Below are 15,974 nucleotides of genomic sequence, written 5' to 3'. Positions count from 1 at the left end.
GATGAGTTTTGATGTCGAAGCGGCTGCGGTGAGCCAGTGCGGCCAACGCGAGCACAATGAAGACGCCGCCGCCGTGGCGCTGCCCGAATCCGAGCAAGACCCGCATGGACTCATCGCAGCCGTGGCCGATGGCGTGTCGGCTGGCGGGCGAGGGCGCGAGGCCGCGCAAACCGCCGTGCGCCACCTGCTGGCCGACTATCGAGCCACCCCCGCCACGTGGGACACCACCGTCGCCCTCGATCGGCTGATCTCGGCGCACAACACCTGGCTGGCCGATCACAACCGGCGCCGCAACGCCTATCAAGAGCGCAGCCCGCACGACGGCGGCGGCACGGCCATGACCACGCTGACCGCCCTCGTGTTGCGCGGCCAAACCTATACCGTGGCGCACGTGGGCGATTGCCGCGCCTACCTGATCCGCGAAAACCGCTGCCACCCGCTCACCGAAGACCATCGCCTCGCGCACCTCGATTTCAGCAGCGGCCTCACGCGTGCCATCGGGCTCGACGATCACGTTCACGTCGATTACCAGCAAGGCGAGCTCACCGTGGGCGACACCTTCGTGATCGTCTGCGACGGCATCCATCAAAGCCTCACGACGCAACGCATCCGGCAGCTCGCCCAAACCGGCAGCGCGCAAGACGCCGCGCAAGCGCTCGCGCAAGCCGCGCTCGATGCCGGCAGCCGCGACAACCTCAGTGCCGTCGTGGTGCGCGTGCGCGGCCTGGCGGGCGCGCAACTCGAAGACACCCTGGTGCGCGGACGACGCTTGCCGATTCCGCCCCGGCTGCGCGAAGGCGACGACCTCGATGGCCTCGAAGTCGAAACCTGCGCCGCCAGCAACGGCGTGCACCGGATCTACAAGGTGATCGACAGGCGAGGGCGGGCCTACGCGCTCAAGACCCTGCACGAATCGCGCGCCAATGACGCCCAAGAGCGCGCCATGCTGGCTCACGAATCCTGGTTGGGGTTGCGCCTCACCGAGCGCGACCCACGCGGCTTTGCGCCCGCCGTCGAGCCGCGCGAACCCAGCGCGTTCTATCTGCTGCACGAATGGATCGACGGGCAGACGCTGCGATCTCACATGCACGGTCGCCACAACTTCACCGTGCCCGACATCGTCGACGGCGCCCTGCAGTGCTGCCGTGCGCTGGCGCGACTGCACCGGCTCAACGTCATCCACCGCGACATCAAACCCGACAACCTGCACCTGGGTCGCGATGGGCAATGGCGCATCCTCGATCTAGGCGTGGCGCTATCGGGGCTCGAATCTGCCGAAATGCGCGCCCTGCACGCCGGCACCCCCAGCTACATCAACCCCGAGCAGTGGGCCGACGAGCCGGCCGACGCGCAAAGCGATCTCTTCGCCCTGGGCGTGACGCTGTATGAGTGGCTGACCGGCAAGTTGCCTTACGGCGAGATCGAGCCGTATCAAGGGGGGCGCTATCGGCGCGACCCGGTGGCGCCGTCGCGTCTGCGGCCCGACGTGCCGATCTGGCTCGACCTCATCGTGCTCAAAGCCGTGGCGTGCGACAAGAAGCTGCGTTTCGAGACGGCCGACGAATTCGCGTTGGCGTTGGAGCGCGGCGCGTCTCGGCCATTGGCGGCACCGGGGGGCGCGCCACTCATGTCGCGAGACCCGGCCGCGCTCTTCAAGCTGGCGCTAGGCATCTCGGCCACGCTGAATCTGTTGCTGATCTACTGGCTGCTGTTCTTGCCCAAGTAGCCGCCGGCCCGGATCAGGTCGCTTGCAGCACGCGGGCACGTCCGCCCTTTTCGGCCCAGGTGCGCGTCCAGCGCAGCTGCATCACGCGCATCATCAGCAGGGCGCACACGGCAATCAAGGCCAGGGCCACGAAGCCCCAGAGATAGGTGCCGGCATGCTGCTTCGACATCCCCATGGCATTGGGCACCAGCCCGCCGCCCAGTGCGCCGATCTCGCCAATCATCGAGCCTGCCACCGCGGTGCTCAGCGGCCAGCGCAGCGGCACCAGCTGAAACAGCGCGCCATTGCCCGCGCCCAGCGCGGCAAAGCACACCAGCAGGAGCAGGGTGGTCATGACCAGCGAGTCGCCCGCCAAGCCGCACAGCACCAGCGAAATGGCCACCGTCACGATCACGACGGTGAGGGTGTTGACACCGCCCCAGCGGTCCGAGATCCAACCGCCGAAGATGCGCAGCATGGCCCCCATGAAAGCGGCCAACATGGTCAGTTGACCTGCCTGCACCTTGCTGACGTGAAATTGGTCGTAGTAGTAGCTGGGCAAGAAGGTGGTGAGGCCGATGAAACCGCCGAACGTCACTCCGTAGATCAGGCTGAACGCCCAGCCGTCGCGCTCGAACAGACAGGCGATGTGCTCGCGAAAGCTGGCGTGAGCGTCCAGGTCGGGCGGCTCCTTGGCAAAGAGGATCATCACCAGCATGGGCAACGAAATGGCCGCGGCCGCCATGCCGTAAACGGTCTGCCAGCCGAAGTGCAGAGCCAGCGGCGGCGCCACCAGCACCGATACCGCCGTGCCGATGTTCCCGGCACCCACCAGGCCCATCGCGAGCCCCTTGTTCTTCGGCGGGAACCACCCCGATCCGAGTGACAACGCCACGCCGAAGCTGGAGCCGGCGATGCCCAGCAGCACCCCCATCGCCAGAAGATCATTGAAGGAATGAACGAAGAAGAAGCCAAAGAGCATCGCCACGGCGATCAGGCTCATCTCGACCAGCGTGGCGCTCTTGCGCCCGATGTACTGGGCCAGCACGCCCAGCGGAAAGCGCATCAGCGCACCCGCGAAGATCGGGATCGACAGCATCAGCCCCCTCTGGCTCGGGCTGAGCTTGAAGTCCTCGGTGATGAAGGGCGCCATCGCGCCATTGAGCACCCAGATGCAGCACGAAAAGGCAAAGTACAAAAAAGATGCGAACAGCGTCGGCCCGTGCCCGGACTGCAAGAAGGTCTTGAACTTGGTCATGGATGTCCTGAATCAGTGTGCACCGCCTTGGGGTGCTCCGCAGAAAACATCCGATAAGCCAGAAGCGTGCCCGGTTCTTGCTGGCGCAAGATCATTCGGACGCCGCCAGATGAAAAAAAACGGGCCCCGAAGGACCCGTTTCGCGTGCGACGAAGTGGCGATCAGTAGCGGCGGCCGCCGCCACCGAAACCACTGGGACGCTCTTCGCGCGGGCGTGCAACGTTGACGACCACGGCGCGGCCGTCCATCGATTGGCCGCTCATGCCGCGGATGGCGGCTTGGGCTTCTTCGCCGGAACCCATTTCGACGAAGCCGAAGCCTTTCGAGCGGCCGGTGTCGCGATCCATCATGACCTTGGCCGAAGACACCTGGCCAAAGCGCGAGAACTGTTGTTGGAGGTCGTCGTCACGCACCGAGTAGGGCAGATTGCCGACGTAGAGCTTGTTGTCCATGGTGGACCCTTTCAGAGAATGCAGCGGTGTGTTGAAGGCCTGCCGCGGCAACCAGGCCGTGTGAATGCTCGTTGGGGCGATGGATCAGAACCGACGACGTGGCGCGGCAGGCGCGGCACCGCTGCGCGGTTCGAGATGGCGGAAGGTGATGCGTCCCTTGGTCAGGTCGTAGGGCGACAGCTCGAGGGACACCTTGTCTCCGGCGAGGATGCGGATGTGGTTCTTGCGCACCTTGCCGCCGGTGTAGGCGATCAGCTTGTGCCCATTTTCCAGGGTGACGCGAAAGCGGGAGTCGGGCAGCACTTCGTCCACCTGTCCACGCATTTCAATGAGATCTTCTTTGGCCATGTATAAAAACTCGAGATAAAGCAAATCGGCCTGATGTGCAGGCTGCCGACGCTGGTTGGCGAACACGCCCCAGGTTGTTGGCCGGCATGTGCGGCGCGGCTGCTTGGGACGTTGTTGAGCGACAGATCAAGGCCCCGATTTCAACGCTCGCGCGGCGCAGGCGAGAACCGGAGTCGATGACCCAGACGAAGCTTGCCTGGGAAGGCAGACGACCACGATGAGGATCGGCGCTGCCGAGGATGCAACGCATCGAGGCGTGCAAGGCGACAAAGTGCTGCGGAGGTAAGCGAAACAGCAGCAATCGGCCCGACTATAACAGCGATCGGGTCGACGCAACGGGCTGGTTGCAACGGGCGACTACACCACCGCAGCGTCCAGCGGCAGGAAAGTGTGGTCAACGCGGGGGCGCACCCAGTCGTCGAGCCAGGACGGGAAGTCGCTGGCCGGCATGGGTCTGGCGATCCAGTAGCCCTGGGCCTGGTCGCAGGACAGCGCCTTGAGCAGCGGCCAGGCTTGCTCGTCTTCCAGTCCTTCGGCAACGACTTTGAGGCCGAGGTTGTGGGCCAGGTCGATGGTGGAGCGCACGATCTTGGCGTCCTGCTCGTCTCGCTGCATGTTCATCACGAAGGTCTTGTCGATCTTCAACTCATCGACCGGCAGGCGCTTGAGGTAGGCCAGCGACGAGTAGCCCGTGCCGAAGTCGTCGATCGCCAGCATCAGGCCCATCTTGTGGAACCGGTCGAGTGTCTGGAGCGCCCGCTGGGGGTCGTCCATGATCGAGCTCTCGGTGATCTCGATGTACAGGCGATGTGGCGGCACGCCGTGCTTTTCAAGAATGGCAGACAGCTTGTCGGGCAATTCGTGGTCGATCAGATCGCGTGCCGACAGGTTGAGCGAGAGCTGCAGGCGCAGGCCCTGCTCGGCCCATTGGCGCCAGGTGCGGGCCGAGGCTTCGAGCAGCCACGCCGTGATGTTGCGGATGAAGCCCGTTTGCTCGGCAAACGGAATGAACTGCATGGGCGGCACGAGACCGCGCTGCGGGTGTTGCCAGCGCACCAGGGCTTCGGCGCCGGTGACCTCGCCGGTGGCGAGCGATACCTTGGGTTGCAGGTACAGCCGCAACTGATCTTGCTCGATGGCTTGGCGCAATTCGCCCAGCAGGGTCAGCGCTTCTTTGGCGCGGACGTCGAGATCGGGGTTGAACACCACCGTGCCGGTCTGGGTCTGCTTGGCCTTGTAGAGCGCCATTTCGGCGCGGCGCTTGAGCGTCATGGCGTCGGCGGCGTGCTCGGGGTAGAGGGCGATGCCGATGCCGGTGCCCACGTCCACCGTCTGGTCGCCCAGCAAGAGGGGTTTTTCGAGCGCGGTCTGGATGCGACGGGCCAACTCCTGAGCGGCGCTCAGGTCGCTGGCGTGTAGCAGCACGGCGAATTCGTCTCCACCCAGCCGGGCCACCGTGTCGTCGGGGTCGGTGACCAGATTGCGCAGCAGCGTGGCGACTTGCTTGAGAAGCTGGTCGCCGGTTTCGTGGCCGAGCACGTCGTTGACATGCTTGAAGCGATCGAGGTCGAGCATCAGCACGGCGCATTGGGCCGGCTCGCCGGTCGTGGCGTTTGATTCGGGCGCGACGGATTGGCGAGTTTGGTCGACATGGCTCGTCCACTTGCGCAAGTCGGCGTTGAACTGGGCGCGGTTGGGCAACTGCGTGAGTGCGTCGATGAAGCCCTGGCGGCGGATCTCGTCTTCGCGCTCGCGCACGGCTTGGCGCATGGTCTCGAAGGCGTCGGCGAGCTCGCCGATTTCGTCGCTGCCGTGCGAGGGCACGGGGGCGTCGTAGTCGCCGCCCGCGAGTTTTCGGGCCAGTTTGGTCAGCGTGGTGATGGGCGTGGTGATCCGCCGCGCGGTGAGCATGCTGCCGATGGCGAAGACCAATACGCTGAACACGGTCAGGATCAGGACGCCAAGCTGCAGCCGCTGGTATGACGCTCCTGCGTCGTCAACCGGGCGCAGCAGCACGGCCACGCTTTGCTCGGCGCCGCGTGATTCGATCGACACGACCCGGCCGATGTAGTCACCCGACGGCAGCTTGAACAGCGTGGGGGAGTCCGAGTGCGCGGAGGCGGCTGCCGGCGCGGCACTCCATTGCTGGCTCAAGGCGCGAATCTGGTCGGCCCGGAGCGCGGTCAAGGTCACGCGCCAGGAGCCGTTGCCGGAGCGAGTCAGGATCGCGACGTCCATCCCGGTGAGCTGGCGCATGTCGTTCAGCAGCCGCTCGTCGAGCTTGAGGCCCATGACTACCCAGCCGATGACGAACGGCGCCTTCACGGGCACCACCGCCACTTGATAGGGCTGCTCGGCCACTTGAACGATCCGGGTGGTGACGGGGCTGTCGAGATTCGGGTTGGGGGGTACCAGGGTGTGCAACAAAGGCAGCGCGTCGATGGCGGCGTCTTCGGTGCCGGCCTTGAGTCGCAGATGGGTATCGACGACCACCGCGAGACCCGCGCCGAGGCGCTCGCCGTGCTCGGCCAGAGTCGATGCCAGCGCGGCGCGATCGCCTCGGGCGGTCGCCGAGCGAAAGCCATAGTCGGCGGCGAGCAGGCGGGTCGATTCGACGAGGTGATCGGCGTTTTGCCGCAGCAGGCGCAAGAACACCTGCTCGCCGTGGTCGAGCGTTTCGTTCTGGTTGGCGCGAGCGCTGTCGTCGATGCTGTGGCGGATCAGCGCGAAGCTCATGGCTTGCACCGCCAGCAGCAGGCCCAGGAACACCACCACGATGCGCAGGGCGAGGCTGCGTCGGGTGTGGTTGGGGGTCAGGGCCAGCGAATCGCTCATGTCGGATCGGGAGTCGATCCTGGTATTTCGACCAGTCGGTCGATGTTCTGAAGCGTGTCGCCGCCGCGCGGGTGCGACTTACTTGGCGGCGCGCAAACCTAGCAGGCCCGTGCGCAATTCTTCGGGCGCCGCGGCGCTGACGTACATACGCATGTAGATTTCCCAGAACAGATGGCTCTTGAAATCGTCGCGCTCATTGAGCAATTTGCCGTTGATGGCGGCCTTGATGCCTTTTTCAGGCGTCCAGTCGATGGTGACGATGTCGCCCTTGCGCACGCGGTCGATGGTGCCGTAGATCATGCCGAGGTTGCCCACCTCGTTGATGGTCTGCTTGAACTCGGTGTCGGACGCCACCTGCTTGAAGTCGCTCACGAAGTAGCGGGTGATGGTGGCGGACGGCACATCGCGCAGCATCACCAGCACCAGGCGCATCGGGATGTCGCCCTTGTAGATGGCGTCCGGCTTGGTGGTGCGCTGAGGCAGGTACAGGCCGACGACGTCGGTCTTGAAGTAGGCGCGCTTGCGAACCGTGGCGCCGTTCAACACCAGCTTGGTTCCACCCACGGCGGTGCTGTCGTCGAGTTGAACGCCTTCGATTTCAACGCTGGCGCGAGCCGAGGCCGCCAGCAGTAAGCCAAGGGTGAAGGCCGAAGCCAATCGGACAATGAATTTCATGGATCAGTGGCAGCGAATGGTTGACGAACCGGTGCGGGCTTTCAGTGTGCCTGTCACCTTTCGTTTGTCACGCCTGCTGCTCGATCGCCGCGCGCGACGACCGTGAACGTTTACCAGCCTGCGCGTCGAGGCTGTCCCGGGGCGATGCGGGTTTGCATCGGGGTTGGTTGTTATATCGCTTGCGTGCGGGTTTGGAGCCACGACCGGGTGAGGGCGTCGCCGTCGCGCAAATGCGGGCCGATGCGACGCAGCGCTTCGGCGTGGTAGGCGTTGAGCCAGGCGCGCTCGTCGTCGCGCAGCAAGGCGAGGTCGATGCAGCGCGTGTCGATCGGGCAGAGCGTGAGGGTCTCGAAATCGAGGAAGGGGCCGTAGCCCTCGCGGTTGTCCTCGACCTCGACGTTCAGCACCAGGTTTTCAAGCCGGATGCCCCACAGCCCTTCGCGATAGAGCGCGGGTTCGATCGACGTGATCATGCCGGGCTGCATGGCCATGTCGGGTACCGGAATGGCCTTCGAGATGGACTGCGGTCCCTCGTGCACGTTCAGGAAGTAGCCCACGCCGTGACCGGTGCCGTGGCCGTAGTCGAGCTGCTCGGCCCACAGCGGCGCGCGGGCGATGGCGTCGAGCATGGGCGACAGCGTGCCGCGTGGGAAGCGCGTGCGCGACAACGCGATCAGGCACTTGAGCACCAGCGTGAAATCGCGTTGGTGTGCGGCGTTGATCTGCCCGATGGGCCAGACGCGGGTGATGTCGGTGGTGCCGCCCAGGTATTGCCCGCCGCTGTCGATCAGCAGCAGGCCGTTGGTCGCCACGCCGGTGGGCGTGCTGATGACGGCGTGCGATTCGGGCAGCGCGCGGTAGTGTGGTTGGGCGCCGTTGGCGTTGAAACCGGCGATGGTGGCGAAGCTGGTGGTGACGAAGCCGGGTTGCCGGGCGCGCTCGGCGGTGAGGCGCTCGTCCACCGTCAGCTCGGTGATCTGCTTGCGGCCCAGGGCGGACTCGAACCAGGCGTAGAACGCGGCCATCGCGGCACCGTCGCGTTCCATGGCCTCGCGCACGAAGCCGGCCTCGGCGGGCGTCTTGCGCGATTTGGACAGCACCGTGGGGTTGAGCGCCTCGATCACGCGCACGCCGTCGGCCACCGCCTCGCGCAGGCCGAGCGTCACGCGCTTGGGGTCGATCAGCATCACGCCGTCGGCGGGCAGGGCGCGCAGCGCCGCTTGCGCTTCAGCGTAGGGGCGCAGTTGCACGCAATCGGCCGCCAGCGCGTGGGCCAGGGCGGTGTCGATCTTGTTCTCGCCCACGAAGAGCGTGGCACGTTCGGCGTCCACCAGCAGGTGGGCCAGGAACACCGGGTTGTGTTCGACGTCCGCGCCGCGCAGGTTGAGCAGCCAGGCGAGGTCGTCGAGCGTCGAGATCAGGTGGTGCGTGGCGCCGCGTTCGCGCAGGGTGGTGCGCAGTTCGGCCAGCTTGGCGGCGCGGGGCGTGGCGGCGTGCGGGGGGAGGTGCTCGTAGACCGGGGCGGCAGGCAGGGCCGGGCGCTCGGGCCAGATGGTGTCGACCAGATCCAGGTCTGTCCGCAGTTGCCAGCCTTGCGCGGCCAGTGCCTCGCGCAGCGCCTGGGTCTGGCCCAGACCCAGCACGGCGCCGTCCACCGCCAGGGTGCCGCTGGCGCCCTGGGCCCGCAGCCAAGCGGCGTAGGCGGGCACGGCGGCGCCCGTCAGGCGTTCGAGTGCGATGCCGCTGCCGGCCAGCTCGCCCTCGGCTTGCGTCCAGTAGCGGCTGTCGGTGAACAGCGCTGAGTTGTCCAGGCCCACCAGCAGCGTGCCGGCCGAGCCGGTGAAGCCACTGAGCCAGGCGCGGCCTTGCCAGTGCTCGGGCAGGTATTCGGACAGATGGGGGTCGCTGCTAGGCACCAGGCAGGCGCTGATGCCGCTTTGCCGCATGGCCTCGCGCAGGTGTTGAAGGTGCTTGGGGCGTGCGGCTTGGTTCACGGGCGAGCTCTCGCGGGGAGGTGGCGAAGCGGCCGTGGCGAGCTGCGTGGCGGCCCCGGCCGGGATGGTGTCCGCCATTTTGCCGGCTGCCGCGCCGCCATGCCGCGAGGCGGGGGCGAGCCTAAAGCAGTTGCGTGCCGAGCCGGTCGCAAGTCTGGCGCACGAGCGGGCGGACGGTGTCGCGGCTGGGCTCGATGTCGCAGACCAGGCTGTAGCGGGCCTTGCCGCTGCGCTTGGCGGTGTACATCGCGGCGTCGGCGCGGCGACACAGCGATTCGGCGCTTTCGCCGGATTCGTACAGCGCCACGCCAATGCTGGGCGGCGCGGTGACGTTCGCGCCGGGGTCGCAGATCGCGCCGAGCTGGTGCGGCAGGCTGAGCTGTTCGAGCACGCGCTCGCACAGCCGGCGCACGTCCTGCACCTCGCCCGCGGCTTCGAGAATGACCGTGAATTCGTCGCCACCCAGGCGTGACACGGTGTCGGTGGTGCGTACGCAGCGCTGCAAGCGGCGGCCGACCTCGATCAGCAATTCGTCGCCGGCTTCGTGGCCGTGGGTGTCGTTGACGGCCTTGAAGCCATCCAGATCGATGTAGAGCAGGGCGAGTGTCTGGCTCGATCGACGGGCGCGCTCGACCGACTGGCTGAGGTGCTCGTTGAAGTGGCGGCGGTTCGGCAGCTTGGTGAGGCTGTCTTGCCGAGCCAGTTCGGTCAGCTGGCGCTGCTGGTGCTTGAGCACCGAGATGTCGCTGAACACGCGGGTGTGGTGCGTCAGGCGGCCGTCTTCGTCGCGCAGCGTGCCCACGCTGAGCCAGGTCTCGAAACGGGTGCCGTCGGCGCGGTGCTGCAGGCTGTCGCCCGTCCAGCGCCGGTTGCGGGCGCAGGCTTCTTCCACGCCGCGCAGCACGGCTTCTTTCAAAGAGGGCAGGCCGGCTTGTTCGGCCGGCAGGCCGGTGATGCGCGCCAGGTCGTGGCCGGTCATGCTCAAGAAGGCCGGGTTGGCCATCACGATGTGGTCTTGCGCGTCGGTCACGACCACGGCTTCGCTGGTTTCATCCACCACCTTGGACACCAGCCGCAGGTTCTCGGCCGTGCGGCGCCGCTCGGTGATGTCTTCGGCAATGATCAGGATGTGATCGACGCAGCCGTCCGCGCCGAACACCGGGGCCTTGATCAGGTCGATGTAGCGCTCGCCCAGCGCGGGGCTGTTGAACGGCAGGTCGCAATAGCGGCGCGGGCGCGGGTCGGCCAGCACCTCGCGGTCTTGCTCGTCGCTGCGCTGCACGATGTCGGGCGCGAAGCAGTCGCTGAATTTGCGCCCCAGGGCGCGGCCGGCGGGCAGCTTCATCGCCTTTTCGGCCGCGCGGTTCCAGCAGATGATTTCGCCGTCGCTGCTGGCACGCGTGCTCTTGGCGTAGATCGGCAGCGGCAGGCTGTCGATCAGGGTGCGGTAGAACTGCTCGCGCTCGGCCAGCGCCAGCTCGGCGCGGCGCCGGGCAGTGATGTCGCGGGTGATGAGCGTGAGGCCCGCTTCGAGGGGCACGGCCTGGTGGTGCAGCCAGCGAACCTGGTCGCCGTCCGGCATGGTGTGCTCGAACTCCACCAGCTGGCCGGTTTCGTGGGCCTGGCGCAGGCGCGCGAACAGGTTCAGCTCGCGCAGCGTGGGCAGCAGCGCGTTGAGCGTCGTGCCGACCAGCGCGTCGATCGCGCGTCCATGCAGCCGTGCGGCCGGGGTGTTGGCTTGCACCACGGTGAAGTCGACCAGCCGACCTTCCGCATCGTGGACGGGGTGGGTCATCAGCACGGTATCGAGGCAGCCGTCGAGCGTGGCGCGGTAACGCGCTTCGAGCTGCCGCGCCTTGGCGCGCGAGCGCTCGATGGTGCAGGCTTGCAAGGCGAACATCGCGGCGCACAGGCCTATGGCCACGGCCAGCACGGCAGCCCATTTCATCAGTTGGGACTTGGTGTGCGCGTAGCTGGCAAAAACCACTTCGGACGGCTGCCCGACCAGCACGACCAGCGGAAAGTCGTCCAGCCGGGTGGTGACCACGTGGCGCACCTCGTGATCGACGGGGCTGCTCACCGGTTGCATGTGGTGGCGCATCTCGGCCTCGTGCTGGATCAGCCAGTTGATGTCGATCTTCTCGCCGAAGCTGACTTGGCCGCCGAGCTGGCGCGAGCGGTAGACGCCGTCCAGGCCGAGCACGCCGACCACGGTGCCCTGATCTTCTCCGCGCGCGAAATTCAGCGTGAGCGCGGCGGGGTCGACCATGGCCACGACCAGACCGTCGAACTGCCCGCCGGGCGTGGTCAGGCGCCGCGTCACCGGAATAACCCAGCGGCCGCCGGTGCCGATGTCCAGCGGCTTGGCGATATTCACCTCGGGGCTGTCCGCCGCGCTCAGGCGGGCCCACTCGCCCCACACTTCGGGCGCGATGGGTACCGTGGCCGCGCCGATGTCCATGTCGCTGCGATCAAGCACCCGGCCTTCGGCGTCCAGCACCATCACGGCCAGGGTCAGGCCGTTGGACAGCAGGCCGTCTCGGCTCATGGCCGTCAGTGAGCCGCCCGGGCCCGCCGCGCGCATGTGCTTGACCAGCAAGGTGGTTCGGCTCACGTGGTTCAGCGCCTCGTTGGTATGCGCCGCAAGCTTGGCCGCGATGTGGTCGGCGGCGCTCATGGCGCGGTCGAATGTCACTTCCTTTTCGTTGCGCAGCGTGAGCGCCAGGCACAAGGCCAGCAGCGCCAGCAGGGTCGCGCCGGCGACGATCAGTCGCGCCGGCAAGGCCAGCCAGGCGCGGGGGATGTGCATCCCGTGCAATGGTGTTTTCATGGGGCGGATCCCTTTTGTTCAGGGTGCGGAGCGTTCTTCGGTTACTGCGATTGCCAGCCCGCCCGTCTGGCGTCAAGTGGGGCTATCGGAGCGAAATGCCAACTACTTGAGGAACTCCTCGCGAATCGTCTGCTGGTTTCCTCTCGGGTTCGGTCGCGCGGCGCCCTGCTGGGGTAAGCTGGCCTCCTTCTTTTCGATGGAAGGGTTTTGTTGACGGCGCAGGCCAGGCCGTCGGCTCCTTGTTGCCGCTGCACATGCCCCAGGCCTCTGCTTCCGATCACGACGTCTTGCCGGCCGGCACTCGCCTGGCCGAATTTGAAATCGAATGCGTGCTGGGCTGCGGCGGCTTCGGCGTGGTCTATCGGGCCATCGACCACGCCCTGCAGCGCCGCGTCGCCATCAAGGAATACCTGCCGTCTGCCCTGGTGGTTCGTGGCCCCGAAGGGCGGATCGAATTGCGCTCGCCGGCGCACGCCGACACCTTCGAGCTGGGCCGCCGATCGTTCATCAACGAGGCACGCCTGCTGGCGCGCTTCGACCACCCGTCGCTTGTCAAGGTCTACCGCTTCTGGGAGGCCAACGACACGGCCTACATGGCGATGCCCTACTACGAAGGCGTCACGCTGCGCGAGGCTCGGCGCGACATGACCAAGCCGCCCAGCGAGGCCTGGCTGCGCGGCCTGCTCGGGCCCTTGCTGGGGGCGCTCGACGTGCTGCACCGCGCCCAGGTCTACCACCGCGACATCGCGCCCGACAACATCCTGCTGCTGGGCGACGTCAGCGGCGAGGGCGAGTGCCAGCCGGTGCTGCTCGACTTCGGCGCCGCCCGCCATGTGATCGGCGACCACACCCAGACGCTCACCGCCATCGTCAAGCCGAGCTTTGCGCCCATCGAGCAATACGCCGAGTCGGCCCAGCTCAAGCAGGGCCCCTGGACGGATCTGTACGCCCTGGGCGCGGTGGTGCATTACTGCCTGACGGGGCGCCCGCCCATGCCGGCCACCACGCGGGTCGTGCATGACGACTTGCCCGCCTTGCGCACCATCGGTCCGGCCATCGAGCGCGATTTCGGGCGGCGTTATGGCGCGGGGCTGTTGGGGGCGATCGACCATGCGCTGGCGGTGCGGCCCGCCGATCGCCCCGCCAGCGTGCAGGCTTGGCGCGACGAGTTGCTGGCATCTGGCCAAGCTCTGGATGAGGACGGCGGAGGCGCCGATGCGATCGACCCGACGCGCATCGAGCGCACCGTATTCGTGAGCCCGGTTCCGGGCAACTCGCTGGCCGACAACGCCAAGCGCGACGCCGAGGCCTATGCCACCACCGCTCCAGCGGCGGGGCCAGCACGCTACAGCGACGCCTATGCCCGCACGATGCCCGACCCGTTCAAATCGCGGCGCGACGAGCGAAGCCTCGGGGGAGTGCAGCAACCCGATGCCGGCGCCCAGCCGGGCTCGGCCCGAGCATTCCAGCCTTCGCGCCTGGCTGCCGACGACGAGCCCGACACCAGCGCCTGGGGGCGGGTGCTGCGTCATCCGATCTGGCTCGGGCTCGTGGTGCTGCTGCTGTTCGCGGCACTGGTGGCCACGCTCAAGCGGCATCAGCCTGCGGCGCGCGAAGCGGCGCCGGCCACGGCGCAGGCTGCGTCGGGCAATCGGGCAGGCGACGCAGTCGCCCGCGACGAGCGTCAGGAAGCCCGCGCCATCGCGCGAGCCCACCGGGCCGAAGCGCTGGCCGGGTCTTCGGCGCCGCTCGCCAGCCCATCAATCCGGACCAGCGAACGCCAGACGCGCGCGGCCAGGCGCGAAGCCGAGGCCGCCGAAGCCGCGCGCGCCAGCAGCCCGGCAGAGCTCTGCGGCGGTCGCAACTTCTTGTCTCGCGTCTTCTGCATGAAGCGCGAATGCGCAAAGCCCGAACTCACGCAGCATCCGCAGTGCGCGCGCATGCGGCAGCAAGAAGAGGCCAATCGGCCGCACACGCCGTAGCGCGGGCCTGCGAACACGCGCGGCCCTCATTCCGCATCGCCGTTACCATCCTGCCTTGCTTCATCGAGGCCTGTGCTCATGTCCGTGCTGACCATTCCTTCTCGTCCCGCGCCTGCCCAGCCATTGCAGGCTGCGTTGCTCCAGTTCAACCCCATCGTGGGCGACATGGCCGGCAACGCGCGCAAGATCGTCGAGGCGGCGCGCCGGGCCCATGCCGACGGTGCGCGGCTGGTGGTCACGCCCGAGCTGGCCTTGTGCGGCTACCCGCCCGAAGACCTGCTGCTGCGTCCGGCCTTCATGCGCGCTTGCGACGACGCCCTGGCCGACATCGCGCGGCAACTCGCCGATCTGGCGGGCTTGCACCTGGTCGTGGGGCACCCGCAGATCTGGGGTGGTGGCGATGTTCGCACGCGCTCGTTTGCCGTGCACAAGCGCCTGAATGCCGCGAGCGTGCTGCACGCCGGTCAGGTGATCGGCACCTACGCCAAGCGCGAGCTGCCCAATTACCAGGTGTTCGACGAGCGCCGCTATTTCGTGTCGGGCCGCGACGTCGGGCTGGCGCCGCTGGTCGTCGAGGTGCAGGGCCGGCGCGTGGGGGTGTTGATCTGCGAAGACGCCTGGTTCGACGAGCCGGCGCAAGCCGCACTCGACCTGGGTGCCGACATGCTGGTAGTGATCAACGCCTCGCCGTACCACATGGGCAAGGTGGCCGAGCGCGAGGCACGCATGATCGAGCGGGCCCGCTCGGCCGGGGTGCCGCTGCTGTATGCCCACCAGGTCGGCGCGCAAGACGAAGTGGTGTTCGATGGCGCGTCGTTCGCCGTCAACGCGAAGGGGCTTGTGCGGGCGCGGGCGCCGGCGTTCGACGACGCCATCCTGCGCGTCACCGTTGACGGCGCAGACGTCAGTGGCGATGTGGCGCCCACCCTGTCTGGCGAGGCCGAGGTGTGGGGAGCGCTGGTAACGGGGGTGCGCGACTACGTCGGCAAGAACGGCTTCCCTGGCGCGATCATCGGCTTGTCGGGCGGTATCGACTCGGCCCTGGTGCTGGCGATTGCCGTCGATGCCCTGGGGGCCGACAAGGTTCGCGCCGTGATGATGCCGTCGCCCTACACGGCAGACATCTCCTGGATCGACGCCCGCGACATGGCCGCGCGCCTGGGCGTGCGCTACGACGAGATCAGCATCAGCCCCACCTTCGACAGCTTCAAGTCGGCGCTCTCGCCCTTGTTTGCCGGTCTGGCCGAAGACACCACCGAAGAGAACATCCAGGCCCGCATTCGCGGCACCTTGCTGATGGCCTTGTCCAACAAGACCGGCGCCATCGTGCTGACCACCGGCAACAAGAGCGAAATGGCCACGGGCTACTGCACGCTCTACGGCGACATGGCCGGAGGTTTCGCCGTGATCAAGGACGTGGCCAAGACGCTGGTCTACAAGCTGGCGGTCTGGCGCAATGGGCAAGGTGCGGTGCCGATGATCCCCGAGCGCATCATCACCCGGCCGCCCTCGGCCGAGTTGCGCCCCAACCAGGTCGACCAGGACAGTCTGCCGCCCTACGAGGTGCTGGACGCCATCATCGAGCGCTACATGGAGCAAGACCAGAGCATCGACGAGATCGTCACCGCCGGCTTCAAGCCTGCCGACGTGGAGCGCGTCACGCGCTTGATCAAGCTCAACGAATACAAGCGCCGGCAGGCGCCGATTGGCGTGCGGATCACGCATCGCGCCTTTGGCCGCGATTGGCGATACCCCATCACCTCGAAGTTTCGTGCTTAAATTTCATCAATTTCGCCAGATCGACATATTCGCCGTGCCGGCCTGATCGCGAGCCAGATCGTCGCTTACCTTTCCGGAGTTCTCGTCATGAAACAAATCACCGCTGTCATCAAACC

General features: G+C 67.1%; 9 protein-coding genes and 1 pseudogene. 3 read left to right on the top strand and 7 right to left on the bottom strand.

Annotated features, from left to right (window positions below; genetic code table 11):
• Position 1 precedes the first annotated feature (1 nt).
• Positions 2 to 1,726, top strand: coding sequence for a protein kinase (locus ACE3SS_RS06870; protein ID WP_374592423.1), 1,725 nt, complete (start codon positions 2 to 4; stop codon positions 1,724 to 1,726).
• A 13-nt stretch (positions 1,727 to 1,739) separates the two neighbouring features.
• Here the strand turns inward: ACE3SS_RS06870 and ACE3SS_RS06865 are convergent, their stop codons facing one another.
• The 7 genes and pseudogenes from ACE3SS_RS06865 to ACE3SS_RS06835 all read right to left on the bottom strand — a co-directional run bounded on the left by ACE3SS_RS06865 (position 1,740) and on the right by ACE3SS_RS06835 (position 12,097).
• Positions 1,740 to 2,963: a nitrate/nitrite transporter gene (locus ACE3SS_RS06865; protein WP_374592422.1), complete on the bottom strand. Its 1,224-nt coding sequence runs from the start codon at positions 2,961 to 2,963 to the stop codon at positions 1,740 to 1,742.
• Between the two features lie 173 nt (positions 2,964 to 3,136).
• Positions 3,137 to 3,415: pseudogene (locus tag ACE3SS_RS06860) on the bottom strand (RNA recognition motif domain-containing protein); the annotation flags it as partial.
• 84 nt (positions 3,416 to 3,499) lie between these two features.
• A complete protein-coding gene (infA, locus tag ACE3SS_RS06855; protein ID WP_374592447.1) occupies positions 3,500 to 3,763 on the bottom strand; it encodes a translation initiation factor IF-1 in 264 nt (87 codons plus the stop codon).
• 357 nt (positions 3,764 to 4,120) lie between these two features.
• The gene (locus tag ACE3SS_RS06850) at positions 4,121 to 6,598 is read right to left on the bottom strand and encodes an EAL domain-containing protein (RefSeq protein ID WP_374592421.1); all 2,478 of its coding nucleotides are present in this window, start codon (positions 6,596 to 6,598) and stop codon (positions 4,121 to 4,123) included.
• Positions 6,599 to 6,676: 78 nt separating this feature from the next.
• Positions 6,677 to 7,273 (bottom strand): chalcone isomerase family protein, encoded by a 597-nt coding sequence (locus ACE3SS_RS06845; RefSeq protein ID WP_374592420.1) that lies wholly within the window; start codon positions 7,271 to 7,273, stop codon positions 6,677 to 6,679.
• A gap of 170 nt (positions 7,274 to 7,443) precedes the next feature.
• Positions 7,444 to 9,267, bottom strand: coding sequence for an aminopeptidase P family protein (locus ACE3SS_RS06840; RefSeq protein WP_374592419.1), 1,824 nt, complete (start codon positions 9,265 to 9,267; stop codon positions 7,444 to 7,446).
• 121 nt (positions 9,268 to 9,388) lie between these two features.
• On the bottom strand, positions 9,389 to 12,097 hold the full coding sequence (locus tag ACE3SS_RS06835) for a diguanylate cyclase domain-containing protein (protein ID WP_374592418.1): 2,709 nt from the start codon (positions 12,095 to 12,097) through the stop codon (positions 9,389 to 9,391).
• Between the two features lie 254 nt (positions 12,098 to 12,351).
• Between ACE3SS_RS06835 and ACE3SS_RS06830 the strand changes: the two genes are divergently transcribed.
• Together ACE3SS_RS06830 and ACE3SS_RS06825 are read left to right on the top strand one after the other, a co-directional pair.
• Positions 12,352 to 14,079 (top strand): serine/threonine protein kinase, encoded by a 1,728-nt coding sequence (locus ACE3SS_RS06830; RefSeq protein WP_374592417.1) that lies wholly within the window; start codon positions 12,352 to 12,354, stop codon positions 14,077 to 14,079.
• A gap of 78 nt (positions 14,080 to 14,157) precedes the next feature.
• Positions 14,158 to 15,858: an NAD+ synthase gene (locus ACE3SS_RS06825; RefSeq protein ID WP_374592416.1), complete on the top strand. Its 1,701-nt coding sequence runs from the start codon at positions 14,158 to 14,160 to the stop codon at positions 15,856 to 15,858.
• The last annotated feature ends 116 nt before the right edge of the window (positions 15,859 to 15,974 follow it).

This window comes from Aquabacterium sp., assembly GCF_041915145.1.
GTDB lineage: Bacteria > Pseudomonadota > Gammaproteobacteria > Burkholderiales > Burkholderiaceae_C > Aquabacterium.
Note: the sequence above shows the minus strand (reverse complement) of the source record. Positions and strands in the feature narration are given on the sequence as shown.